Here is a 24,077-nt window from a genome sequence, read left to right as displayed (position 1 = left end):
ACTATCCAGAAATTGCAGCCATTTCGTAGAAAACGATTGGTATGCCCGCGACAAAATTGATTAATGCGTTGAAAATCAGTAAACCTACTGCATAAAGGATGAAGGCAAACGGCATGTTAGTTACTGAAGTAGAGTGAATGATTGCAGTAAAAGCTTGCGGGTTAACGATTGTCGTAAAGTAGGGTATTTGAGGATATCCGACGGACGACAGATCGACTTGAATCATTGTATTGATTATGGTAAACGTTATTATGAAGGCTAGAGAAAATTTACCCAGTGACGATAGCATAATTATAATATACGACGTAAAGCTAAAAAATATAAATTCAAAGATAGTGGATGCTCTCTAGCCTTCTAATTGTCTCTCTCCTCCTTAATGGGAACTCTGTTGCTATTGCAGCTAAAATACCGTAAATTATACCTATGGCACCGAAAAGCTCTTGAAAAAGCAACGTCCACAAGTAAATCCCATAGCTCACCTCACCGAGGAACACAGTTGCTTTGTTAATGATGACCGGTGGTTTGATTATCATGAGAGCAAAAAAGGGCAGAATTAAGTTATAGAGGGCAAACTTTGTGTAGAACTCATACACGAACTCAGTTTTTACGTATAACGCTACAAAAACGTACTGTAGGAGTATTAATCCTATTATAATATAATGTATATTGCTATTGGGTCTGTAGTTCTTCTTTTGCAAGAGATAAGCTATTATTCCCCATCCATACGCACCTAACCAGTAAGGTGGCATGAAATAAAGTAGATGAAATTCGTCATAGGGAAGAAAGACAATGAAGAGACTGTAGAAAAGTGAAACCAGGGTAAACGTTACACCAATCCTAAATTTTGTCTTATCGTCAACCATGTGAATAAAAGGGATAACTAGGTACATCCACTCTTCTAGCTGAAGTGACCAGAAAAGGTACTGAAAAGAGAATGGAGTAAAAGCAAATGAAACGAACGCGAAATGAAGTATCAAATCATAATACGTAACGTCGAGATGCAGCACGTATTTATCTGCAAAGAAAACTGACACAACTGCCATGAAGTAAAGTGGCCATATTCGTTTAATTCTCCTTTTGAAATATCGTTTGATTGAGGGGTTATCATCAAGCCTGTTCAGTAACAAGTAAATCGACAACTCGAAGAAGAGGGGAACTCCTAACCAGCCAGGGCGGAAGAAGACGAGAGGAATTATTTGTAACGTCCATAAGTGGTAGAGAGCGACAGAAAACGCTGCGAAGAAACGTAATTGTGAAAGTCTAGGATCATACTTCATTTTTTCTGACCCCCTCCCCGCCCTAAAAGGGCGAGGGTTCCCTTAGGGCGGATCATGGGTTGTGGTTTACCACCTTCATTCTCATCATCTCATAGCTGGTGGCTTTTAGCCACCCCGCTCCATTCGTCCAGCGGTAGACCACGGGCTGGGTCTTCAGCCCATTACCCCTATCCCTCACTGGGAGTTGCCCTCCACTCCCAGATCCTAGAGACTCGGGGATATGTAGGATATTTATCGCACCATTCAAATCCGCATTCATAACCTTCCCCACGCGGGGACACTTAAACAAACCACGTTTAATACGCTTATGGGCTTCCCCACATAGGGAACAAGTTTTAGAGGTGTAAGACTCATCTACTTTCGTTACCTTAATCCCTAATTCCTCTCCTATCTCCTCAAAACGTTTAATAACATAACTATAGTTCCAGAAGAACATGAAAGCTATTCCCCAACCTAAGGTATAAGGGTCTGTTAATAACCTTTTTGTGAAGATTAAAGGCAACTTCATGTGTTTCTATATTTGTTGTCTGTCTTTTATACTGGGAAAAAGTTCGTGGTTTTGAACTACTGAATATCATATACTATTCTTTTAATTTTATTTTTTATCAAGAGAAAGAGGGAATCCTCAGATTTTTCTATATATCTCCAATAAACTGAAGCGAAATAATCCGCAACTTGCAGACAAGCTTCGCTCATTACTCTACAAGGTTTGTTAAAAAACTTTGATACCTCACATTTCAATTTATTTTCCAATTCCCTTCTTTTTCTCTCGTTATTTAGAAAATCGTCAATTATTATTTCTAGGATTTTTTCGTCGTCAGGGAAAATGTTCCTTAAAAGGTTGGAAAGCAAAATTCCCTCATCTGTTTTAATTCCTGCCTTTTCCAACACCTGACTTTCTCCCCGCCCTAAAGGGCGAGGGTTCCCCTCATCGATTCGTTCTTACATCCCTCATTTGAGGGGCAGTCGAGAGGCTCAGAGAACCCCTCCCATTAAGATTAACTACAGCAATAACATCACGATCATTCTCATAACCACATGAGCACTTAAACCAACGATGGGAAACCTCAACCATCCTTTGACCGCATTTTGGGCATGAGATTGAAGAATAACTGGGATTAACAAACTCAACAATCATTCCGTGTTTCTTAGCCTGCCAAACAATCCAATATTGAATACGACGATACTGCATAAGATACAACTTATCGTGAAACTCCTTAGGTAGCTTTTCCACATTCTTGATGAGGTTCTTAAGGTTCTCTAACTTAATGACGTTAGAACCCATCATTCTTGTTACTTCAACAACCCACCTCCCCACTTTTCTAGCAAAATCCTCCATAACCCTCTTAGCCTTTATGTGGAAAGAACGGACTCTATACAAGATCCTCTTATTCTCCATCCACCTCCTTGGGTATTTCCTTTGTAGGTTTTCAGCTAAAGACTTCCAGTGATGAGCCTCTTCGAGACGAGTTGGAATCCTAACGTAGTTTTTGTCGTCCTTCCCTACGACTACTTCAGCCATATTAACGTCTACGGCAATACTTTCCCTTGCCTCAACCTTCTCTCCTTCTTTCTCAAAAACGACCTTGAGGAAAGCCTTACCGTCTCTGATCACTAACCTAGCCTCCCTCATCCTCCAGCTTAAGTACTCCTTCAAGTTCCTAGGATATCCCAAGATTGGTAGTTCTCCAACACTTGTTATCCTAACAATCATTCTCTCGAAATCCACGTCATAGCTAGCCTTTGGTGTTAACCAAACAGTGAGTTTATACACTCTTGGGAAACGTCCCCTTCTCGGATTATTATACCATCCCTTGTATATTGAAAGGGCATCACGATAACAGTCCTCAGCAACCTTTGACGGTAGATTGTATTCCCCTCTTAACTTCTCATACAACTCCTCGTGGACTTTCGAAAGCACTCCCTTCTCTTCCGGGTTTTTCACATTTTCCTTCAGCCAGAATAGGGTGAAACGGAGTGCTTTAACGTAGTTATTAACAAGGGCTAGGAGGGAATCAGAGACTGCGATCTTCATCGAAACAGTTGATCTGATCGCTTTATTTCCCCTCCTAGCCATCAAAAGAAAATTTTGACAAAGAAGTATTTAAATATAAGGGGGTTATCCATCCCCGCCTGCGAGGCTTTACGCCTCCTTAACCCCCTTCTCTGTAAATTGTTGCTTTCAATTCCATTTTTGATATATAACTGATAAAGGTTCTTCTTACTTCTTGACTTTCGCAGCCTTTAAAGCTTCCTCAAGGTATTTTTTGCAATCTGAGTAAACTGTAACTCCTGCTAAAACAAAGTATTTACTGCCCTTACCTAAATCTCCAGCGTCGTCTATGTCTATCATAAATAGAACAACTGATGATAATAAAAATAATAAAACTTGGGGATCATTGTCGCCTGGTATCCACCAGACAACTCCCCCCACATCTTCAATAAAATATTACCACGAGAGGTATTAAAGTTATAACGTCACTTCGTTTACAAAAAGGAAAATTAATTCACAAAAGATTTGCCCCTTCCAGGGAGGACTACCCCAGTTTCCTAAGCTTTAGCTATTGCTTCCCAATCTTCCTTACTTAATTTCCACCCCATTGCTCCGGCGTTCTCTTCTAAATGCTTTATATTACTTGCCTTGACTATGGGAATCATAACATCAATGGATATGTACCAATTTAAAGCAACTTGAATTGGCGTTTTATTGTACTTTTTAGCAATTTCGTCTAGTACCTTAATTTGTGATATCCTTCCTTTTTCTAAGGGAGTATAGGAAAAATACGCAATCCCGTTCTTTTTTGCATACTCCAGAGTATCTTCATCACTCCTATCCAGCAAGCTGTAATGGTTTTCAATTGCAGTTACCTCGTTCTTCTTAAGGCATTCGTTGACCTTTTGTATACCTTCTGGTTTAAAATTGCTCAAACCAATGAACTTTACGATTCCGTCTTCCACAAGTTTTTCAAATGCGCTCATAGTTTCGCATATTGGTACTGAGGAAGAAGGCCAGTGAAGTAAGTAAAGGTCTATGAAAGTGCCGAGCCTTGAACTACTTGCCTTTGCTGACTTTATTACGTCCTCATACTTTGCGTGGTTTGGCCAAACTTTAGTTATAATAAAAATGTCGTCCCTTTTGAAGTCCTTTATTGCTTTGCCCACTAATTCTTCTGCATGACCTCCGCCGTACATTTCTGCAGTGTCAATAGTTGTAATTCCTAGCTCTATAGCTTTCTTTATTGCGTTCACATCCCTTTCGTCGTTTTCGTAACTTGGAGTCCAGAAACCTCCACCCATTTTCCAAGTTCCTAAGGCTAGATCAGAGATTGTAAAGTACTTAAACTTCTTCATGGTATTATATTGCATTCTGCGTATTAAAAAATGCAACCTTTTCCCATTCTTCCATTCCACCTTTAATGACGAAGAATATAGGGTTTACCTCTATTATTTTAACTTGGAGTAACTCTGCATATATTTTAGGGTTTCTGATTTTCAACTTCTCAAGCAAGTGGTGGAATTCATAATTTATTTGACCCTCTGTTACCGGCATCCTCAAGGTTAGGTCGTATTTAACTATTTTCTCCTTATTAAAGGAGTACCCTCTCCTCACTCCTTCTAGGTAAACGTAATAAAGATAAGTTCCAAGATAAAGAATAGGATCGCTCGTTCTCTTAAACCTTATTAGCTGAGGATGGTTTTTATATCCCCTTGTTTCTCCTAAGAGAACTTTCTGAGCAAGTAAGCCTTCTCTCCATAAGCCTAAAAGTCCTCGAGTATCAAGGTATTTTGGATGAATTGACCAAAGTCTCATGAGCTTTTCTTATGCCAGATAATTAAAAATTAATGTTAAAATTTATTGAAAATTATGGACTCTAGAGGAAGAACCTTAAGCTGTAAAGAAACTTTTCTGCGTTTATCATAGTAGCAACTATAGAAGTTCTATCGAATTTAAGTTATTAATTTACTATGCAAATATAGGCTGAAAATTTTTAATCAGTCCCTACACCGTTCTTCACAGTTCAGAAATGAATTTATCATCACTCGTTTACGAATTTAAGGAAACTCTTCACGAGGAAATTGTGGAAAGTAGATTAAATAGATTTCTGGTACAAACAAAGAGTGGAAAGCTTTGCCACTTGCATGATCCGGGAAGACTAGAAGAACTGATTTACCCTGGAAATAGAATTCTTATAAGACAAACTGAAAAAGGTAGAGGAAGGAAAACTTCCTGCCAAGTGACTGCGGCCTGGGACGGAAGATGGGTTATAACTGACTCCAGTATTCACAACGTTATTGCTAAAAAGTTTCTTCCAGAGAATTCGAGGTCGGAAGTAAAGCTTGGAGACAGTAGAATAGATTTCTTTTTTGAGAATACTTACGTTGAAGTGAAAGGTTGTACGCTCGTTAAGAACGGAGTAGCACTTTTCCCTGATGCGCCAACCGAGAGAGGTAGGAGACATTTGGAAGAGCTGATGAAGGCAATTGAAAGTGGAATGAAGGCAAAGCTTCTAGTCTTGGTAATGAGAGATGATGCGGAGTGTTTTTCTCCGAATGCTGAAACTGATAAAAAGTTTGCTGAAACTTTCTATCTAGCGCTAGCCAAGGGCTTAGAAGTTGAAATTAAGGAGTTTAAACTTGAAGGAAATAAGGTATATTACGTTAGGGATATTCCGCTATGTGGTAAAGGTTAAAAGAAGAGATAAAAGAAAATGAAATATGATAAAAGTAGGTACTTGCGGTTTTACTAATAAGCACTTCAAATATTTTGACGTATTAGAAGTTCAACAAACTTTCTACGACGTGGTCAGTGAAATAACGCTAAGCAGATGGAGGAAGATGGCGGAGGAAAATCGTGTAGAGCTAACGTTAAAGGCACTGCAAGTAATAACTCACGAATATAACGCGACTACTTATAAGAGGATGAAGAAATTCCAAGGAAATAAGGAGAACTTTGGGTCCTTTAAGGAAACAAAGGAAGTTGAGGAGGCAACTGAAGTAACGCTAAAGGAAGCTAGGGAATTGAACGCTAGGATCATAGTTTTTCAATCTCCTGCATCTTTTAAGCCTTCGGAGGAAAACGTGAAAAGGCTAATAGACTATTTCTCAACTTTAGAGAAGGGCTTTATTTATGCTTGGGAACCTAGAGGCTCTTGGTACGATAATGAGAGCCTTTTGAAGGAAGTTTTAGAAAGAACTGGGGTAGTTCACGTAGTTGATCCATTTAGGCATAACTCCTTAACTCAAATGAAGTATTATAGGCTACACGGAATAGGAAAAGGAGAAGTTAATTACTCATATAAATTTACTGATGAAGATTTACAGAAATTGAAAGACATGGTTAAAGGCGGTTCTTCTACAACGATTTACGTTCTATTTAATAATATATATTCCTTTGACGACGCATTAAGGTTTAAGAAAATGCTAGGATGAGAATTGAAGTCTTGATTTTATATCTCTTCATTGTTAAAACTTAAAAATTCCGGTTCCGGAATAATTCCGGTGGCGGAAATTCTCTTTGACACCAGACCTAAATCAAGGAGGGAAGATTTCTTTGATAGAGAGATTGAAGAACTAAAGGATATAATTTTGCAGCAGTTTTAGGGATAAGGAGGATAGGAAAAACTAGTCTTGTCAGGGTGACTCTTAATGAGCTCTCGGATTATATCTCTTTATCTATTAACTTAGGAAAGATAGGGAGTAAAAAATCGTATCCTATGGATATTTTTTCGAGGATTTTCATTGAAGGGGCAGTTGATACTATTAAAAAATACACATTTGCAGGTAAGGTTTCGAGAATTATTGCAAATAGGTTAGGAGTAGATCCAAGCGATGTCCTAGAATTAAATTGGGTAAAAATAGGAATAAAACTAAGAGAATTTAATACCCAAGATATCAACGAGGTCATTAGGGCTTTAGATTCAATTTCTAAAGATAATAAAAAATTCCTGGTGGTTTTTATTGATGAAATACAAAATATTAAGAAAGTGAAGGGCTTCGATCTAGGTTCGTTCTTACATGACATTTATGAATGGTGTGACAATACTGTTATTGTAGTTTCTGGAGTAGGCGTTACTGAGGAAATTTTAAATCAAGTTGAGGAAGAGAAACCTTTCTTCGGTAGGAAATTCTTTAGGAGAGATTCAACGAAGATACCGCAAAGGAATTTTTAACTCTAGGATTTAAAGAGGAAGGAATTGCTGTGGATGAGGCAGTGAAGCTTTTCGACGGAATTCCAGGCTGGTTGGCTTTCTTCGGTAGGAGTTACTCTTATGCAGTTAAACATTCCCACCAAGTTGATATTAAGGTAATATTGAAAGAAGCTGCAAAGGAGGTTTCAAAGGATTTTACAAGATTCCTAAAAACTTCAAACTCGCCCACTAGACACGCTGAAATAATTCTAGCCTTATCAAGATTAGGAAATAAGGGGAGTTTAAGCGAGATAAGGAATGTAATTAACTCATTATTTAAGGAGCAAATTGGGAATTCTAGGCTTAACGAATTACTGGGCACTCTTATCAACTACGGATTTGTGGTAAAGCTAGGTAGAGGAAAATACGCCTTACCTTCGGATTTACCTACTAGAGTTGGATTAAGGGGTTTGGGCTTCATTGAATTTTCATGAAATCGTATCTAATTCTCAGCCCTTGGGCTTCAACAGAGTCACGGGGAAACCCGTTACCCCTCCGCCCCTTTAGCGGGATAACCCCAACCCACACCCGCGGAATATCACGGATGTGGGGAAACCCGCACATTTTGAGGTAGATGTTGAGAGATGCGTTCAGTTGTCTATCCATGGTTAACCCACATCTCTCACAATGAAAAGTCCTGCCAACCTTTCGGGAAACCCATCCACATCTGGGGCAGGACTTTGAAGTGAGGCGTGGGTTCACCTCCTTCAAGAAGGAACCGTAAAGGAGAGCCTTATACTTTAGCACACGATGAATTGACCTCCATACAGTCTTAGAAATCTTTTTAGAAAGGGAGTCGTTAGCGTCTTTGAACATCTCTTGCTTATTCAACTTCTCAACAACAAATGTCGTCATAGGGTACATCTCCAGCAACTTATTCACAAACTTGTGAATATAATCCAGTACACGGTTTTTCTCTCTATGAGAATACTTCCTCATCAACTCCTTCCCCTTCCTACCGTGCTTTGAAGCAAAAGACTGTATTCTACCCCTCTTCAACTCCATACCGTACTTCATACTGTATAACTCCTTCATTGAGAAAGTAACGAACTTCTCACCATCGTATGCGTCTAGAGTATAGAGGTTACTATCAATAGAGAGAAAGTCAAGGGGAGTAAACCAAGGTAATCTGTAACGAAATGGCAGGTACACCTTATCCTCCTTTATCACGGGCTCACCTAGTTCTAGCCCCTTAACCCTTCGTGAAAACCAAGTGTGAGACCAAGAGAATGTGACGTATTCGTAAGGTCTTACAGTAATCCTAACCTCTTCGCCCTCAACCTTTCTGAGCGTTGATTTTACCCTAACGTAAACCTTCCTCAGTGTTGGTTTACTCAGTGACGCTTGTCCCTTCTCAGCCCTCCTCTTCCAACTTTCCAGTATTGAGTAAGCGTCATTAATTGCCTTATCAACGTAGTGGGAAGCTAACTTGTTGACCTTCTCTAACTCGTCTCTTAACGCCTTGTACACTTCCTTCTTTTTAGGTAACTTGACTTTGACCTTCATGAGTACTTTCTTACCCTTCTTCACTTCTTTTCTCTCTATCTTAGTTCTATCCCACAGCCAGTCTAATGCTTTTTGCAGTAGCGTCTTATAGTTCTCCAGTAGTATTTTCGTCTCCTCCTTCTTATCATTCTCCAAGGAGTATGTTAAGTAAATGTACTCCTCCTCTGGTTGGAGTGATTTAATTCTTAATTTCCTCGACACACTTCTTCACCTTTTCGTATTTGTGACTCCTTATTCCTTGCAATTTTCCGCTAAAGGAGACTAGGATTGAGATTAGGTCTTCGATTAACTCTTGTTCCGGTGTTTTGTCTTCCATATTAAGAACTACTATTTCACAATTATGTGCTTTGCACACTTCCTCTATTATCTCGAAGCCGAACCTTGTCAGTGTTTCTGGGTAAGCCACAACGACCTTTGACACTTCGTTGTTCAGTATCATTCTTAACAACTTGAGGAATCCTTTCCTCTTCATGTTTAACCCAGAACCCACGTCTGTTATTACTTGGTCGTAGTCCTTTACTTGTTCTTGTAAGTATTTTACTTGGTTTACCAAGTCGTCTTTTTGTGTGTTTGATGATACTCTCGCGTAAAGGATCACTTTCCTCTTTCTTACAATACCCATTAACTTCTCTACGTCGTCTTCTCTGAACCTCCACTTTCCGCTCTGTAGTATTACTGGTTTTATATAACCCTTCTTTACGTAGCTCTGTAAAGTGCGGTATGATATTCCTAAGCGTTGGCAGACTTCTTTAGGTTTTAGCATTGTAATTAGTTTTACATACAAAGTATATAAACTTCACGGTTTATTGGAAACAGTTGGCAACGGCATTCTGCTAGAATGTGGATAAAGAAAATGCAAAATTTCGCTTGAACGTAGTTGCACTAAAGATTCTTAGTACTAGTCGTGAACTCCTTCTCAGCAAGATTATAATGCTTTTCAATTTCCTCATCCCAATATTCCTTAAAGAATTCTTTTATAACCTTCATAATTTCCTTAGATAAGTAAATGATGTCGTTAATAGCCTCTTCTCTTTCATAATAATCGCTGGCTCCTTTATAAAGGCCATTATATGCATATCTATGTAATTCTAACGCAACTGAAGTTAGGGAATTTACATTATATCCAAGTTCTTCAAGCCTTTGCGAAATTCCTTTTAATCCAGTGGTAGGAGCAAGAAAGCCTGATTTATAATACCATTCCTTCTCTTTTTCATTTCTAGGCATTTTTTCAAGATTCATAACTGTCAACGCACTAATTATAGCCTTCCAAGAAAGGAACACTTTATTAGCAGAATTTCTACTAAATCCCTCTTTTAGTAATTTTAATCCTAAAGCTAACTCATCTAAACTTTCTATTATCCTTATCTTTACGTAAGCATTTCTGTGTTTCTCAATAGTAGGTATTTTAGATTCCATCAAATCATTTTTAGCAACGGAGTTAAAAAGTCCAAGGACTGAACTACGTTAAATCAGAGCGATTAAAGTAAAAAAGTGGGGGTTAAGGGCGGAAAGTCTCGCCAAATGAATAGCCCCGTGTTTAAATCTCTCTTTTCTCAAAAATCTTTTATTGGCGCTAGTGACGCTCCTTGCTTAATGGTACTGCGTGAGGAGCAACCAGTATCTCCTAAGGGACTAGAGCTTGGCGATGATCTCTCTGGGGCTCTCTGGCTACCCCTACTGCTAAACGATGGTGGGAACCCCTCACCTCTGTGAGGCGTGGAGGAGTCAGTTATATAACTGTAGTATTGAAGCTTATTTCCTCACCATTATTAAAGAAAATACTCACCATAACCTTAGATTGAGGAGACAAATTCTCGTCTCCAGTATTAATATAATAGGTATTAGTTCCAGGGTAGATCATAATCTGATTTTCAGGGTAAAATACCTCGCCATTAATTTTAACATAACTTACTGTCAGTTGTTTAGGAGAGAATAAGTTAACCTTAAGAGTTCCATTTTCGAAGACACAACCACTATAAAGGATAATTGAGGACTGTTGAGTAAATAAACTTGAAACTAAGGAGTAAGCAACATAAACTACTGCAAAAGTTGAAGCAACTATCCCTACCACTATGATAAAGGCCGTTAAAGCTGGTGAGTGCTCCACAAATATCCCTAGTTTTTTGTCTATTTATATTTTTTCAGATCATCACTCTAGATCTTAATCACGTTCTACATATTTTATATATCCTTTTATTGTATATATAGATTATATAGGTTATTTTTATTATTCGGCTAAAAAGTCTAAGCATATGAAATTCACTACTTTAAGTACTCTAGGCCTTCTGTCAATGAGTATCTTGGGAAAAGACATTTTCTTAACTCCTTTTTTAATATTCCTACTCATAATTTCTATCTTTGGAAAAAGTTTGCCTAGACAATTCGTCATATCTCCAGTGTTCTCTTTACCTTTCCATAATGAGTACAGCAATAACTCTAGAATTGGCACTCTTAAGTAGGTGGTAAAAATGAACTTCTTAATTTCAATTCTCCTAGGAATAATACAAGGAATTGCAGAATGGTTACCTATAAGTAGTAAAACCCAGGAATTAATTGCTTCCCATTATTTACTCGGCTTAGACGTAAGTATTGCTTACACCTTTGGATTATTTATGGAAATGGGATCAATTGGCTCTGCATTAATTTATTTTAGGCAGGACGTTAGGAGAGTATTTCACGATAAATTTCTTCTAAAATTTCTAGTTGTTGTTACAACCTTTACCGGAATAGTCGGAGTTCCACTTTATATAATATCAGACAAGCTGTTGCAGAACGCATATAACCCTTCAATTCCGATGATACTTTTAGGCATAGCGTTAATAGCCGACGGAATTTACATTAGGTATTCAAGAAATAGAACGAGGGAGTTCAAGAACCTCTCCACAAAGGAAATGATATTAATAGGCATAGCACAAGGCATTGCCGCACTTCCAGGAGTAAGTAGGTCTGGAATGACTGTGTCAACGATGTTAGTTTTAGGAATAAATCCAGAGGATGCATTTCACTACTCTTACTTAGCTTACATACCGGCAGCAATAGGTGCTGTAGGGACAACTCTTCTATTTACAAGGCATCACGTTAGTTACGTTATATCAATGATTGGTATTGATGGAATCGCTCTCGCTGTAATTTCAGCCTTAATTACCGGCTTAGTTGTAATAAGTTTTCTACTAAAAATTGCTAAGACTAAGAAGGTTTACTTAATTGACTTCATGTTAGGAGGAATAGCAGTCCTAGTGAGCGTGTTAGGGTTAATCTTAAGCTAAAAAAGATACGGAGAATAGCTTAAGTTTAGGAAATAATAAAGCGTTTTATGCTTTATAACTCCATTCCGATATGGTTAAAGTCGAATAATAGTGCATGATTTCTATGTTACTAGCTGAAACTTGATTTGAAGACCATAACATACCAAGGGATCCAGAGCCAGGAGTTAATTTTGCAGCATATTGACCATTTTGTGAATAAGCACAATCTATGACGTTACATGAGGTCTCTGCAGTATCTGAACCGAAATTATACGCGTTTTTCACTTCCTGAAAACTTTGTCCATTCCAGTAGTATAAATACAAATATACGCATCCAGAATTAAATGTTGCAGAAGAACCTCCTCCTGGCCCTCCTATGACGAATTCTATATCATAAAAGTTTCCTGAGCCTGTATATTGACAACCGTTAATTGTTATGCTAACGTTATTTGATCCAGGGAATAAGAAAGTCACTTTATCGTACCTAACCCAACCGTAGCCATCGTTATAGCAGAAATAAGCCACGGGTTCATCCAAGGAATTTACTCCGACCTTTATTAGCACGCAAAAGTGTAAAGGATAAGAGAAAGTTGTAGGACTTCCAGGATAACCGTTTGCACAGTAATAGTAAAAAGTCACTCCACCTGAGGAACATATAACGCCGTTACCTTGTATTCCACCAACTCCAGCCTTTGGAGATGTCATGTTCCAAACATTATCTATGAATTTTATGGTATCGTTGAACAGCATTATTAAAGCAACATCTTGTAACCAGATAGAATATTGATGACCTTGATAATTATAAGTAAGTACGACGTTAAGTTGGGCTGAAATGCAGTTAGTATAAGAACTGGTCTGGACGCATAGATTATTTATGCAAGCTTTAGCCAGCACTTGAGTTTTATGTACTATATATGCCCCATTTGGACATACACCATAATCCGCTATACCCATTGGAGCAGGCTCACTACTATACGATGAATAAACATTAACCTCCTGTGCTTTTACATTTGATAATTTGGGATTTTCCTTGGGAGGAAAAATATGAGAGGAAAAAACATGAGTAACTTTCAATGGTGAATATCCATTAATTTGTGTTAAAAATAATAAGGAAAAAATCAGAACAGCTTTTAGTAGTTTAAGGTGCATAATTACTAGTGTAATAAGAGGTTAATAAGCTTTCAAAATTATTACTTATTTCGAAAGGCATAAGATAACCAACTGAAAGAAACATGTAGCAGTTCAGACAATCTAGCCTTCTTCACTCTTCTGGAGGTTGGGTGTTCATCATCTATTAATTTACCATCTAGTAGAGTATTAAGGTTTTCTAACTCGAAATGCAAGTTATTCTCTCAAGCTCTGCCTTCATCCTTACTTTTATATCAATTTCAGAAGGCAATTGAATTGTATTAACCATTGTGTTTACCCGTGGCGTAACTCTTAAATTGATTAGAGATCCAGTTCAAGTAGAGTATTGAATAAAACACCTTTGATTCCTCATCATCCTCTACTACTTCCCTTATTTTTACTAAAAGAGGTTTATATTCGTCACATCCCAATTCCAGTCCGTACTTTTTATAAAATTCCTTCGGATTCTCTATCATTTCTTTCAAGGGATTAATCTTCCCTTCTATCACGTCCCTTAGTGGGAAAACGTCCTTACAAGTTTTATCTCCGCATTTGCCGTCTATTATGAAAGAGAACTTATCCACGACGTCAAATAAATCATCAATGCCTAGCTTGCCTACTTCCTTGCCGAGTTCGATCTCCTTCATCATATTACCTTTTATGTCATTAATTAGTGGTACGTCAGTTAACTTAATAATTTCAGAATATTCGTTCTTCATTCTTTCAATTTCTTCTAAAAGTTCACATTCACCCTTGGACGAGGAGTAAGGAATATTGCAGATTGACGAATAAACGTCCTCTACGAACTCTTCGTAATTCTTAAAACGCGGATCGCCTACCTTCAAGCTATTTAAGTCCCTCAATAGCCTAGAAATCTTTTCCTTAAATTCTCCTATTTTCTCCGGTCTAGAAAAGAGGTTGTGTATATAAGAAATGCAAGAAACTGAAGGAGAAGAACAAACCTTGTTAAGTTCATCTCTGAAGTTTTCTATTTCTCCTATTTCATCAAGCATTAAAGGAGATAAAACTTCGTGAAGCCTTATAGTAGAATCCCTTAATTGGAGGCATTCTTGTACAGACGACTCTTTCTTCATCTCATCTATTTGAGTTTTCAAAAGCTCCGTCTGCTTTCTGTAGTAATAGATTGTCCATACTAGGGCGACAGTTGATACTACAGAGCTCAAGCCAGAAGCTGTGCTTATAACTTGCTGGAGAAATGCCATAGCTTAAGTTTAAGATTCGTGAAGAATAAAGTTACTCGTTCTCAAAGTTTAATATCATGCACATAAAGTGTTATTACATGAAGATTAAGGTTACCTCTTTAGGGCCTATAAATGAGGCTAATATAGATTTGGGTGATCTCACTGTCTTCTTTGGGCCTCCAAATTCTGGTAAGAGTACTGCTCTCCTAGCTTTATATTACGCTCTCAATCCTCCGTTATTCTTACCTTTTACCACGTCACTAAAATATAGATTTATTAAAGCAGGTAACGGAGTAATGAATATTAGAGGAGAGATTAAAAAGGAAGGATATATAGAGTTTGAATATTCTCCTTCCGATGAATATCTTAAACAATATTTGCCAGAAGGAGAATTTAGCGTTGAACCTTTTAGTTTTATAGACTTCATGAAAAACTATCAAATTTATGAAGATTATGAAGATTATCTCAAATTTCAGTCCATAGTTCTTCCTTCAGAATGCGACGAAACAGTAAGTGACGTGCTAAGAAACGGAATAAAATTTACTGCTAGTATTCGCGACAATAAAGTTTCAGTAAATTACCAACTAGGCACTCAAAATCTTTCAGAACCATGCAAGGAGTATGTTCTTAAGGAAATATCAACCAACCTAATCAATAAAATAGGAGAAAGGATATTATCTAAATTTCTGGAATCATTTTATGAAAAACTAAATGAAATTGAAGGAATAAAGAGCACGTTATTTATCCCTTATTGGAGGTCATTAGCAACATATGAGACGTTAGCTGAGGGTGACCAGTTACCTGGCTTTATTAATGTAGCTTTAACTGCTATAGGATTATCTAATCTTCCCCAATTATTCGAGTATTTCACAAAATTAAGTAATAAAAAGATAAACGAGGACGTATATAAATTATTGCAACCACTGATACCAGGCAATATAGAGGTTATAGGTAACAAACTAATTTATAAAGAGAAAGGAAAATTGATCCCTTGGAAGTTCACCTCAGCGTCTATAATGGAATTATTAAGCGTTCTTTTGTCAATAAAGGAAAAAGAGGAATTAGTACTCTATGAAGAGCCAGAAACTCAATTACACGAAAAATATCAATTACTAATTTCAATGATCCTGTACGCCCTTAATAATAAGCTAGTAATAAGCACACACAGTCAAACAATAATTTATACTCTCTCCTTCCTTACTCTGCTTAAACCTAAGGCGGAGGAAGTGGCAGAACTTTTCAAATCTCTGAAATTAAGCAATTACGAAGAGTTAGCGAAGGCTGTGGAAAAGGCTAACTCAAAGAATGTTAAGTTTTATTACTTTCATGACGGTATAGTTGAGGAAAAATCTGCAGAAGAAATAAGTAACGGAATCCCTGGGATATCAGATGTGATGGAAAAAGAATTTGATTGGTTCTCAAAACTATATCACGAACGTATTAGGGAAGAAAAAAATGCCAATCCTTAAGATAAATTCTGGAGGCATAAACGATAAAGGCTGTTACTTTGAAATGGAGAAAGAAGATGTTAATATCTTCCTAGACTTTGAGATCATATTTAATGGATTAAATGGCAAAGTTAAGGAAGAAATGGTAAGGAGAGGAGGCAGTAACGAGCATTGTGACGCAATATCTATTTCTCAAAATATGATTAAAATACATGAACTTAGGTAGGATAGGCCTATTCCAATTCTATCTTGAAAATTAATTCAAAATGTTTATTCTTCTTTTCGTAGAAAATCTAAATCTCTTTCTCTTGCTTCATATTTTTGCTCATACTCTCTTAACAAAAGACATAAAGTTTCTCTATTAACGAGAGTAAATAAATTCCCCCTTAGCAAGTAGAGAGAGTTTTTAAGTTACTCTCTATTAAAGTCCATAAATCTTTACATTTCATAATTAGTTGAGGCCACGCTTAAAATTTTTCCGAATTTAATGTTGTAGCGTGCTTTTAACGAGAAGTTTTAATAGATGATTTTAAAAAGCTTGTAATAAAATTATATAATATGACAATTGATGATGTGGGAAAATTGGATAAAAATTCTACTATTTATATCAAAGATTTGCTAGAACTTCTAGAGGTTTATAATAAGTATGCTGAACAAATAAATAAATTATACGAGCCTTTCCTCAACAAAGGATTAAAAGTATTTCCTTCAACTTCTTCTGTATAAGGTGCATTTTTTGCCCACATGGTCTGAAATTTTAAACGAGATATTAAATTCATTAAAGACAGATCCTTTATCGTTAGATAAGGTTAGAAGAAAATACTTAAAAGAAGTCGCAGATTATTTAAAGAAACCGGTTATACTTTACGCTACTCGATGGATGGATAATCCAATTTTAAGTCCTATTGACGTTCAAATTACGTGGGCTGATAAGCAAGCATTTATGGAAACGGTATATGGTATAAAAGATAAAGAAATTGCTATAATTTTACATAGCCCGGGAGGTCAAATAGAAGCTGCACAATCTATAGTGGAGTACTTAAGGAAAAAATTTGATAGAATAACTGCTATAATCCCAGATGCCGCGATGTCAGCTGCTACGCTATTTGCTTTGGCATCAGATGAGATAATAATGGGTAAGCAATCAAATCTAGGTCCCATAGATCCTCAATTCGTTATCACCATGCCTTACGGACAAATTCCCATCTCAGCACAGTCAATACTAGAGGAGTTTAATAGAGCTAAAGAAGAGGTAAAACAAGATAGGGATAATTTACTAGTATGGGCACCAAAAATACAACAATACCCACCGGGTATACTTGAAGAAGCTAGAAATGCAATAGAATTAACCAAGAAACTAGGAGAGGAATGGTTAATCAAATACATGCTAAAAGGAGATAACAACGCCAAAAACAAAGCAAAAAGAATTGTTGAATATTTAAGTAACCACAAGGAACTGAAATCTCATTCGGCTCCTATAAGTAAGGATAAATTGAAAGAGTTAGGACTAAAGATCATAGAACTTGAAGCAGATCAAAAGCTACAAGATTTGGTACTCTCCGTTTACCATGCAACTAGGATAACCTTTCAACTGACCACTGTTCACAAGATAGTTGAAAATTCTAATGGAAGGGCTTTCATCAGAATACTACAACCACCTCAATCTTCGCAACAGAAATAAGGAGCAATAATCGATTATTGTTTTATGCGCAAATTCTCTCAATTAGAATTGGCTAGTCCTAACGAAAAGTTAGATTTCTAACGATGATCCTTAGGCATATGAATAATATAAAGAAATACGAATATTGCATGAGGTTTATTGATTATTTCGGTAGAGAAATAAGTAAAATAGTTGACAAACTTAACGTATCATGGTAGTAAATCCAAGTATAGTGGAGAAGGTTAACAAGGAGATAAAGAAAATAAAAATTGCGGAACATTTTAGCAGACCTGCATTCATGCGTTTTGGTAACATAAAGCCAATATTTAAAATATGCAAAAATGAAAATACTTAAGATTCGTGAAGAATAAAGTTAATGATGAAATCAAGAATAAAGGAGTACCTACAGAGTGAAGATAAGGAATTAAAGCACGAAGCTTGGAATTATGTTGAGGTTCATTATAAAGAACTTGGCAAAGATTTTATTATAGAAATGTTAAAATTTCCAGACACAGGGACTAGGTATAGGGCTTGGAATTTCGTAAAGAAATTGATAGAAGAGAAGTTTTTGACGGTTGAAGAATGCAAAGCCCTTTCCCCTTATTTTTTAGAAATGTTAAAAGACAATAACGTCGTAGTAAGAGCCTTAAGTTGGTACGTAACTTTAATTCCGTTAATAGACCTCGGAATAATAAACAAAGGAGAAAGTTGTTAAGGAATATTCTAGATATTTATGTGAAATTAAAGATCAAGAATATAAAGACGTACTTGAGGAGGTTAAAGAAGAGTTGGGAATAAAATGCAATTAATATACTTTTAGAAAACGACAACGGCTCTTTTTATTCCTCTTCTTCTCTTCTTCCTTCCTTCTCTTCAATTTTCTTTACTAGTTTCTCTGCCCTCAACATCATAACCTCTGTATTAAAGTTCCATCTTCCATTCTCGAAGTGCTCATAAGGTATAGAAGCTGTAAACATAAATTTCTCATTGAACGGATGAATGTAAACTTCTATCGTATCCTTTCCTTTTAGAGAAGATATAAAATCCAAGTAGTTTAGAAGTCTAGAAGAATTGTCGAACACGTGAGCATAATATGTTTTGTCATCCAGCTTATATGCTAGGTACATGCTAGGTATTCTAGATAGTTCTTCCAAAGTATCTTCCTCACTAAAGCTAATCTCTAACCTAAAGTCAGGTTTATACAAATAGATAGAGTACCCCTTTATTAATCCTTTCCCTATCACGTGAGCTTGAGTATGATATAACGCATCTTTGAAAGATATTCCAAGCATTGTAGATATATCCTTAAGTGATGAGATTGTCCTTTCTTGTTTTTTGCCAATAATTTTCATATCTACTTCATCAGGGAAGAAACCTTCGGTCAAATCTGGTAATTCAAAAGGTTCTCTTGGAGAATTTAGTATTCCTGTGAATTCTCTCTTCTCGAAATCAAAGATGGAGTAATCAATAGGGTAAAATTTCTCTTCCTCAACCTTATGTATGTCATAATGATAAATTATTCCCTCATCTTGTAAATAATCTAGAACTCTATCAAAATCTGTTGAATTATAATAAATTGAAAGATTTAGCACTAAAGGATTAATAACATCTCTTAAGATAAAAGAAGTTATTCCGTCAAATAGTTCATAAGTATTATATAAAGAAATATCAGCATAGTTAGAGTAAATTGTAACATAATATTTCTTTAATCCTAAGGCTTCATATCTAGGAATAGGAGCGAGCCTATAATGGAAGTTTTCTCTAAGCCACTGAATTAATTTATTAGCTTCTTTTATTCTAGAAATCGCACCAATTACCTTAGGATTTAGATCGCCAAATCTTTGCAAATAATATAAAATTTCTGAAAGCATTATCTTCTCTTTTTCGATTAACACGAAAAAACGTCGTTCATTAACTTAAAAAGATTACCGTTATAATATTAAAAAATTTTAATCTATTAAGCCTGAGTCACTTGGTCCTGCGAAGAACACGTGTGTCATTCCTAAAGCTGCTAGTGCTAATCCTAGTAGAGCTATTGCTAACCTAATTCCTAGATTTAATTTATATATTTCCATCATTTTTCTTCGAGAACTCTTTTTAATTACGCCAGGTTAAGCATTGAAAGAAAATTAAAAAATAGTAGGTCTTTTAAACCTTTTTCTGATACATGTCTGATAAAAACTTTTTCAAGTTATCGATAAATTATAGCATAATATTTTATTACTTTTCTCGTCATTTCCATATTGTATTATGAAATAGAGAAACTATATCTTCACTTCTCAGTCCCGCTAGCCTACATCATATCTCAGTTAGGGGAGCCAGATTATTATTTCTGCTAGGCTTTAAAAGATTTATTAATCTTCACAACTATTATAAGGGAAAATTTATTCAATTATTTAAATCATTTAGACTATTTCTCATTAGTCGCTAAATGTATTATAAACTAAGATAATATCTTTTTACTTTCTTCTAGCATTCTTTTAACGTCTTGTAATAAGTTTTTTACGCTATCCAAATCCAACTTAGCTTCATGAAATCCCCATACGTGAAGTGCGTAAGCTGAATTCCACCCAGTTTTAATCCAATCACCTAACCTTGAGGAAAGTTTTGCTGCGGCATTTGCTAAAGTATAAGTATGCCATCTATCTTCCTTTACTGCCTGCTGATATTCGGTTAAATTAAACTTCTCAGCAAAGGCTTTGACTATCTCCTCAGCAACCTTATAAGCTTTTTTTGAAGATTGAACTACGTCACCTTTAGTTAGGTATTCTTCGCTTTCTACCATGTACTTTTCAGCTAAAGTCAATCTAAGTTTTATTCCTTCTTGAGGGTCTTCTTTGGATAAAGCTGAAATTATTAAATCCTCAACGTTTATCCCTTTCTCCTCAGCCTTCTTTATTAACTCCTCCATCACGATATATTTTGTGTACTCACCTAAATATCATTATCCACGTAACGCACTTTTAATAGCGTTAACGAGGTAATTTAATTATGAAGGTTTATGAAATACCTTTAAGGTTCGTTAAATCCTTCCTAATAGATTACGATAAAGGTTACATTTTGGTAGATGCTGGAACTCCAGGGAGCGGTAAGAGAATAGCTGAATTCCTCAACTCTAAAGGAGTAAAGTTGGACTACGTAGTTTTCACTCATACTCACCCTGACCACATAGGTGGCGCTTATGAGCTAAGGAATTATACTAAAGCTAAGTTCGCAATAGATGCTAACGGCGTTGATTATTTAAGAGAAGGTAAAATAAGGGAACCGGTATTGCATTCCGCCTTTCTAAAGGTAGCATTTGCTCTAGGTAGGCCTTTCTTTTTTAAGAAATTTCATGGAGTTAAGGAAGACCTTATACTTAAGGAAGGGGAATTAGTTGAAGGAGTTGAAGTTTTAAGGACTCCGGGACATACTAACGATTCCATCTCTTTGTATTTACCTTCCATTAATTCAGTAATTGTTGGTGACACTCTACAAGGAACTAACAAGGGCCTTAAATATCCCTCGATATATGAGAACCTTGAAGAACTAATTAAGAGCGTTGAGAAAATAAAGTGTTTAAAGCCTTCATTTGTTTACGTTTCTCACGGAAAATCTGGAAGCACTTTCTTAGTCTGACTCCTCCCCGCCTCAGAAAGGCGAGGCTTTCCGCGCCCTTAACCCCCACTTTTTGTAATTGCTCAGATAATGCTTTATAGATTATTGTAGCTGACGTTAGATAAGCAAAGGTTCAACAGCCCAATAGGTCGCGTTAAAGATAGATTAACTTCAAATCTTCCTTATCCATGCCTTTCCTCTCGTAGAGGTGTCTCACCTTGTTATATATCTCAATAACTTCTTTCCAAAATTCTTCATCTTTTTCTATTATTTTATCTTCCTCTATTATCTGAAGGAAAAAAGGTGACCCTTCCCTTAACTTCTTAAGAAAAACTTCGGAGTTCATGGATATTGCATCAACCTATCCTGGGAACATTTTCATAACCTTAAGGTAAAGTTCGTTAGGTACTTTTCTTGGATCCTTGGGAATTTCGTCCCCTACTACTAGGACATCGTAATCACTGCTATTCGTAAAATCTCCTCTTGCTCTTGAACCGAACAACATAATAAGCTTCATTTGGAGGTTTCACCTTTAACCCAATTGCACAATTTATACATTCTTCTGCATCTTTTTGTGTGTAATACTCGTAGGGCGAACCTTCATCATAAACGTCTGGATATCTTGATGGAGTATATTGCTTATCAAGAAAAATTGCACATTGTAAAACGTCTTCTGGAGGATTTTCTAAAAGGTGAGAAATCGAATAGCCTCTCTTCTCTACGCCTCTAAATTGTAAAAGCCCTTTAACTGCCATCTAAGCACATTGCTGTGAAAGGAAGCACGCAAGTTCATAATATCCGCCACTCTCCGCATACTTGGCTTCTTCAAGATCTCTTTCGGCTTGTTTAATCCAGTCCTCAGCTCGTTTCATATTATGTATCTTATGAAAATAAATAATAATAACGATTACAGATAAGGAGAACTTAATTTTAAGATACTAATATGCATAATCTCATCTATAAATTTCCCTTTTTCTCAGATATTTATGATACGGTTATATTTTTTAAACGTAATTGCAGGACAGTATATCGCTTAATATTTTATGAAATTCGTTAGCTCTACGCCTTTAATAATAATCAACTTTATAAGAGACGCATTCTTTTCCTCGACTCTCTTTCTTTTTGACAAGAACTTAACGTTCACTATCTTTATTTAATAATCCAACTACTTAATAACCATGGATGCTGCAGAGTTTATACTTAGGGAAATTTCAAGATACACTGACAAGGTCTTCATAGTTTCTGGAACTGATTATCCTGCATTCATCAAGGCCGAGCTTAAGTTAAAAAACCCAGAATTTGTAGTAGTCCCGCACGAAATAACTGCTGCGAGCACAGCAATGGGTTATTCTTTAGGAGGTAAGTTAGGTGTATTAATGGTTCATACAGTTCCCGGGACATTAAATAGTCTAGGAATAATAGCTGACGCCTACACTTCAAGGATACCTTTGTTAGTTATTGCGGGTAAAAGTCCTTATACTGATAAAGGAAGTACTGCGAGCAGAACTTTAAGGATTCACTGGACTCAGGACGCAGATCAAGAAGAGCTTATAAAATACGTAAAATGGAAGTTTGAAATAAGGGATCCTTCTCAAGTACCTGCAGCAATATCTAGAGCAATACAAATAGCATTAAGTGAGCCTCAAGGCCCGGTCTATTTAGCAATACCTAGGGAGGTTAGCATAGCAAAAGTTGAGGAAAAAGAAGTAAAAATGGAACCTTTCTATCCCGGAGCTCCAGAAAGTTTAGTAGAAAAGGCAAAGGAAATGATATTGAAGGCTTCAAACCCCGTAATCATAACTTGGAGAGCAGGAAGAAAGGAAAGTTGGTTTAATTCTCTCAAAGAGTTTGCCGACTCAGCAAAAATCCCCGTCTTAAATTACGTAGGGGAAAGGGTTAATTACCCATCAAACGGTAAGATGGCTATAGACCATTTTAACTTAAAGGAGGCTGACTTAATAATAGAAGTTGAAACTGAAGTACCCTGGATTCCGCGTTTTACTGATGACGTTGATGCTAAAATAATAAAAGTTGACGTCGAACCCTCATACTCTTACATTCCTTATTATGAATTTCCCTGCGATTTGTGCATTCAATCCTCAGTTGACGAATTCTTTAACAGACTAAAAATAGAAAGAAGGTTAGAAAAAGACGTAGAAGAAATGATAGAAAAACAAAGAGAGGAAAAGAAGGAGAGAATAAACAAACTGAAGGACTCAAAACAAATTCATCCTGACTATTTATCGTATGAAGTAGGAAAATTGAAGTGGGCCGTATTTAACGAGTACGATTTGAATCCTAAGTATGGAGAATTTAACTCTTTTAACTCCTATTTTGGAGACCCTGCAATGGGTCATTTAGGTTGGGCTTTGGGAGCAGGAATAGGCTATAAGATGGCGACAGGGAAAGACGTAGTAATAACTGTGGGCGACGGTTCTTTCATTTTTGGAGTTCCCACAGCTTTTTATTACATGGCTAAAAAATTCCCAGTGCTAGTGGTAATTTTTGATAATAAGAGTTGGAAGGCAGTAGAGAGAGCGGTAAAGGAAGTTTATCCTGAGGAGAAATTTGACAAATACCCTGGGGCTGAGATCGACATAGACGACTTACCTAAAACAATAGAAAGCATAGGAGGATATTACGAATACGTGGAAAGGCCTAACGAAGTTGAGGATGCATTAGCGAGAGGAAAAGAGAAAGTGAAGAGCGGAATTCCTGCAATAATTCATGCAAGGATATTTTATGAATAGTGTAGTGGACTTAATTTTTTATATACGACGTTAAGCGTAGTCCTATTATGCTAGGTTAAAACTAATAAAAAATAAA

At 36.5% G+C, this 24,077-nt stretch carries 32 protein-coding genes and 2 pseudogenes; 13 read left to right on the top strand and 21 right to left on the bottom strand.

The genetic code is table 11. The features are described 5' to 3' along the window. Position 1 precedes the first annotated feature (1 nt). From D1866_RS04275 to D1866_RS04245, 8 genes and pseudogenes are all read right to left on the bottom strand, one after another. On the bottom strand, positions 2 to 289 hold the full coding sequence (locus tag D1866_RS04275; RefSeq protein WP_152942603.1) for a hypothetical protein: 288 nt from the start codon (positions 287 to 289) through the stop codon (positions 2 to 4). Between the two features lie 37 nt (positions 290 to 326). Continuing rightward, positions 327 to 1,277: an acyltransferase family protein gene (locus tag D1866_RS04270; protein ID WP_152942605.1), complete on the bottom strand. Its 951-nt coding sequence runs from the start codon at positions 1,275 to 1,277 to the stop codon at positions 327 to 329. Beyond that, positions 1,274 to 1,707, bottom strand: a pseudogene (locus D1866_RS04265) (transposase); the annotation flags it as partial. The gene D1866_RS04270 and the pseudogene D1866_RS04265, both read right to left, overlap by 4 nt. A 134-nt stretch (positions 1,708 to 1,841) precedes the next feature. Then, positions 1,842 to 2,168: a hypothetical protein gene (locus D1866_RS04260; protein ID WP_152942607.1), complete on the bottom strand. Its 327-nt coding sequence runs from the start codon at positions 2,166 to 2,168 to the stop codon at positions 1,842 to 1,844. A 37-nt stretch (positions 2,169 to 2,205) separates the two neighbouring features. Then, positions 2,206 to 3,354 carry an RNA-guided endonuclease TnpB family protein gene (locus tag D1866_RS04255; protein ID WP_152943027.1) on the bottom strand — a complete coding sequence of 383 codons (1,149 nt, stop codon included), beginning with the start codon at positions 3,352 to 3,354 and terminating at the stop codon, positions 2,206 to 2,208. A gap of 144 nt (positions 3,355 to 3,498) precedes the next feature. Further along, positions 3,499 to 3,711 (bottom strand): hypothetical protein, encoded by a 213-nt coding sequence (locus D1866_RS13075; RefSeq protein ID WP_152942609.1) that lies wholly within the window; start codon positions 3,709 to 3,711, stop codon positions 3,499 to 3,501. A gap of 116 nt (positions 3,712 to 3,827) precedes the next feature. Continuing rightward, positions 3,828 to 4,628, bottom strand: coding sequence for an aldo/keto reductase (locus D1866_RS04250; protein WP_152942611.1), 801 nt, complete (start codon positions 4,626 to 4,628; stop codon positions 3,828 to 3,830). A 4-nt stretch (positions 4,629 to 4,632) separates the two neighbouring features. Then, positions 4,633 to 5,088 (bottom strand): pyrimidine dimer DNA glycosylase/endonuclease V, encoded by a 456-nt coding sequence (locus D1866_RS04245; RefSeq protein WP_152942613.1) that lies wholly within the window; start codon positions 5,086 to 5,088, stop codon positions 4,633 to 4,635. 214 nt (positions 5,089 to 5,302) lie between these two features. Here D1866_RS04245 and sfsA point away from each other — a divergent pair, with 214 nt between their 5' ends. From sfsA to D1866_RS04225, 4 genes are all read left to right on the top strand, one after another. Next, positions 5,303 to 5,968, top strand: a complete 666-nt coding sequence (gene sfsA / locus D1866_RS04240; protein ID WP_152942615.1) for a DNA/RNA nuclease SfsA — start codon at positions 5,303 to 5,305, stop codon at positions 5,966 to 5,968. A 25-nt stretch (positions 5,969 to 5,993) separates the two neighbouring features. After that, positions 5,994 to 6,707 carry a DUF72 domain-containing protein gene (locus D1866_RS04235; protein ID WP_152942617.1) on the top strand — a complete coding sequence of 238 codons (714 nt, stop codon included), beginning with the start codon at positions 5,994 to 5,996 and terminating at the stop codon, positions 6,705 to 6,707. Positions 6,708 to 6,991: 284 nt separating this feature from the next. Then, positions 6,992 to 7,447 carry an ATP-binding protein gene (locus D1866_RS04230; protein ID WP_152942619.1) on the top strand — a complete coding sequence of 152 codons (456 nt, stop codon included), beginning with the start codon at positions 6,992 to 6,994 and terminating at the stop codon, positions 7,445 to 7,447. 29 nt (positions 7,448 to 7,476) lie between these two features. After that, positions 7,477 to 7,899: an ATP-binding protein gene (locus D1866_RS04225; RefSeq protein ID WP_152942621.1), complete on the top strand. Its 423-nt coding sequence runs from the start codon at positions 7,477 to 7,479 to the stop codon at positions 7,897 to 7,899. Here D1866_RS04225 and D1866_RS04220 read toward each other — a convergent pair. The 5 genes from D1866_RS04220 to D1866_RS04200 form a co-directional block, all read right to left on the bottom strand. Further along, positions 7,883 to 9,172, bottom strand: a complete 1,290-nt coding sequence (locus tag D1866_RS04220; RefSeq protein WP_155861054.1) for an RNA-guided endonuclease InsQ/TnpB family protein — start codon at positions 9,170 to 9,172, stop codon at positions 7,883 to 7,885. The genes D1866_RS04225 and D1866_RS04220 overlap by 17 nt on opposite strands. Further along, entirely contained in the window at positions 9,150 to 9,734 is a 585-nt protein-coding gene (locus D1866_RS04215; RefSeq protein WP_152942623.1) for an IS607 family transposase, read from the bottom strand. The genes D1866_RS04220 and D1866_RS04215 overlap by 23 nt, the downstream gene beginning before the upstream one ends. A 119-nt stretch (positions 9,735 to 9,853) precedes the next feature. Continuing rightward, positions 9,854 to 10,387: a PaREP1 family protein gene (locus tag D1866_RS04210; protein WP_152942625.1), complete on the bottom strand. Its 534-nt coding sequence runs from the start codon at positions 10,385 to 10,387 to the stop codon at positions 9,854 to 9,856. 313 nt (positions 10,388 to 10,700) lie between these two features. Then, positions 10,701 to 11,078: a hypothetical protein gene (locus D1866_RS04205; protein ID WP_152942627.1), complete on the bottom strand. Its 378-nt coding sequence runs from the start codon at positions 11,076 to 11,078 to the stop codon at positions 10,701 to 10,703. Between the two features lie 120 nt (positions 11,079 to 11,198). Further along, positions 11,199 to 11,420 (bottom strand): hypothetical protein, encoded by a 222-nt coding sequence (locus tag D1866_RS04200; RefSeq protein WP_152942630.1) that lies wholly within the window; start codon positions 11,418 to 11,420, stop codon positions 11,199 to 11,201. A 19-nt stretch (positions 11,421 to 11,439) separates the two neighbouring features. On the opposite strand from D1866_RS04200, the gene D1866_RS04195 reads away from it, so the two are divergent. Then, positions 11,440 to 12,237, top strand: a complete 798-nt coding sequence (locus D1866_RS04195; RefSeq protein WP_152942632.1) for an undecaprenyl-diphosphate phosphatase — start codon at positions 11,440 to 11,442, stop codon at positions 12,235 to 12,237. Between the two features lie 45 nt (positions 12,238 to 12,282). Here the strand turns inward: D1866_RS04195 and D1866_RS04190 are convergent, their stop codons facing one another. Further along, positions 12,283 to 13,365 (bottom strand): thermopsin, encoded by a 1,083-nt coding sequence (locus D1866_RS04190; RefSeq protein WP_152942634.1) that lies wholly within the window; start codon positions 13,363 to 13,365, stop codon positions 12,283 to 12,285. Between the two features lie 260 nt (positions 13,366 to 13,625). Continuing rightward, positions 13,626 to 14,567, bottom strand: a complete 942-nt coding sequence (locus tag D1866_RS13370) for a hypothetical protein (protein WP_231136406.1) — start codon at positions 14,565 to 14,567, stop codon at positions 13,626 to 13,628. 77 nt (positions 14,568 to 14,644) lie between these two features. On the opposite strand from D1866_RS13370, the gene D1866_RS04180 reads away from it, so the two are divergent. The 6 genes from D1866_RS04180 (at position 14,645) to D1866_RS04155 (ending at position 18,369) form a co-directional block, all read left to right on the top strand. Beyond that, positions 14,645 to 16,015 (top strand): AAA family ATPase, encoded by a 1,371-nt coding sequence (locus D1866_RS04180; RefSeq protein ID WP_170254141.1) that lies wholly within the window; start codon positions 14,645 to 14,647, stop codon positions 16,013 to 16,015. Next, the gene (locus tag D1866_RS04175; RefSeq protein ID WP_152942638.1) at positions 16,002 to 16,220 is read left to right on the top strand and encodes a hypothetical protein; all 219 of its coding nucleotides are present in this window, start codon (positions 16,002 to 16,004) and stop codon (positions 16,218 to 16,220) included. Before D1866_RS04180 ends, D1866_RS04175 begins: the two co-directional genes overlap by 14 nt. Before the next feature lie 332 nt (positions 16,221 to 16,552). Continuing rightward, positions 16,553 to 16,720 (top strand): hypothetical protein, encoded by a 168-nt coding sequence (locus tag D1866_RS04170; RefSeq protein ID WP_152942640.1) that lies wholly within the window; start codon positions 16,553 to 16,555, stop codon positions 16,718 to 16,720. 10 nt (positions 16,721 to 16,730) lie between these two features. Beyond that, complete coding sequence (locus D1866_RS04165) at positions 16,731 to 17,675, top strand: SDH family Clp fold serine proteinase (RefSeq protein ID WP_170254142.1); 945 nt, start codon at positions 16,731 to 16,733, stop codon at positions 17,673 to 17,675. Between the two features lie 190 nt (positions 17,676 to 17,865). Continuing rightward, on the top strand, positions 17,866 to 18,009 hold the full coding sequence (locus D1866_RS04160; protein WP_152942644.1) for a hypothetical protein: 144 nt from the start codon (positions 17,866 to 17,868) through the stop codon (positions 18,007 to 18,009). Between the two features lie 24 nt (positions 18,010 to 18,033). Beyond that, positions 18,034 to 18,369 (top strand): hypothetical protein, encoded by a 336-nt coding sequence (locus tag D1866_RS04155; RefSeq protein WP_231136405.1) that lies wholly within the window; start codon positions 18,034 to 18,036, stop codon positions 18,367 to 18,369. 124 nt (positions 18,370 to 18,493) lie between these two features. Here the strand turns inward: D1866_RS04155 and D1866_RS04150 are convergent, their stop codons facing one another. From D1866_RS04150 to D1866_RS04145, 3 genes are all read right to left on the bottom strand, one after another. Next, positions 18,494 to 19,549, bottom strand: a complete 1,056-nt coding sequence (locus D1866_RS04150) for an AsnC family protein (RefSeq protein ID WP_155861053.1) — start codon at positions 19,547 to 19,549, stop codon at positions 18,494 to 18,496. Positions 19,550 to 19,603: 54 nt separating this feature from the next. After that, the gene (locus tag D1866_RS13640) at positions 19,604 to 19,729 is read right to left on the bottom strand and encodes a hypothetical protein (protein WP_269199646.1); all 126 of its coding nucleotides are present in this window, start codon (positions 19,727 to 19,729) and stop codon (positions 19,604 to 19,606) included. A gap of 368 nt (positions 19,730 to 20,097) precedes the next feature. Further along, positions 20,098 to 20,565, bottom strand: a complete 468-nt coding sequence (locus tag D1866_RS04145; RefSeq protein ID WP_152942646.1) for a PaREP1 family protein — start codon at positions 20,563 to 20,565, stop codon at positions 20,098 to 20,100. Between the two features lie 80 nt (positions 20,566 to 20,645). Here D1866_RS04145 and D1866_RS04140 point away from each other — a divergent pair, with 80 nt between their 5' ends. Next, entirely contained in the window at positions 20,646 to 21,272 is a 627-nt protein-coding gene (locus D1866_RS04140; RefSeq protein WP_152942648.1) for an MBL fold metallo-hydrolase, read from the top strand. A gap of 133 nt (positions 21,273 to 21,405) precedes the next feature. On the opposite strand, the gene D1866_RS13755 is transcribed toward D1866_RS04140, so the two are convergent. From D1866_RS13755 to D1866_RS04130, 3 genes and pseudogenes are all read right to left on the bottom strand, one after another. Then, positions 21,406 to 21,597 carry a hypothetical protein gene (locus D1866_RS13755; protein ID WP_338025401.1) on the bottom strand — a complete coding sequence of 64 codons (192 nt, stop codon included), beginning with the start codon at positions 21,595 to 21,597 and terminating at the stop codon, positions 21,406 to 21,408. Positions 21,598 to 21,612: 15 nt separating this feature from the next. Continuing rightward, a complete protein-coding gene (locus D1866_RS13750) occupies positions 21,613 to 21,756 on the bottom strand; it encodes a nucleotidyltransferase domain-containing protein (RefSeq protein WP_338025400.1) in 144 nt (47 codons plus the stop codon). After that, a pseudogene (locus D1866_RS04130) lies at positions 21,716 to 22,123 on the bottom strand (HEPN domain-containing protein). The gene D1866_RS13750 and the pseudogene D1866_RS04130 overlap by 41 nt, the downstream one beginning before the upstream one ends. A 306-nt stretch (positions 22,124 to 22,429) precedes the next feature. Between D1866_RS04130 and D1866_RS04125 the strand changes: the two are divergent. Then, complete coding sequence (locus tag D1866_RS04125) at positions 22,430 to 24,001, top strand: thiamine pyrophosphate-requiring protein (protein ID WP_152942650.1); 1,572 nt, start codon at positions 22,430 to 22,432, stop codon at positions 23,999 to 24,001. Positions 24,002 to 24,077 lie beyond the last annotated feature (76 nt).

It is taken from the genome of Acidianus ambivalens, assembly GCF_009729015.1.
Lineage (GTDB): Archaea > Thermoproteota > Thermoprotei_A > Sulfolobales > Sulfolobaceae > Acidianus > Acidianus ambivalens.
The sequence above is the reverse complement of the archived record's forward strand: the minus strand, read 5'-3'. Positions and strand labels throughout refer to the sequence as shown.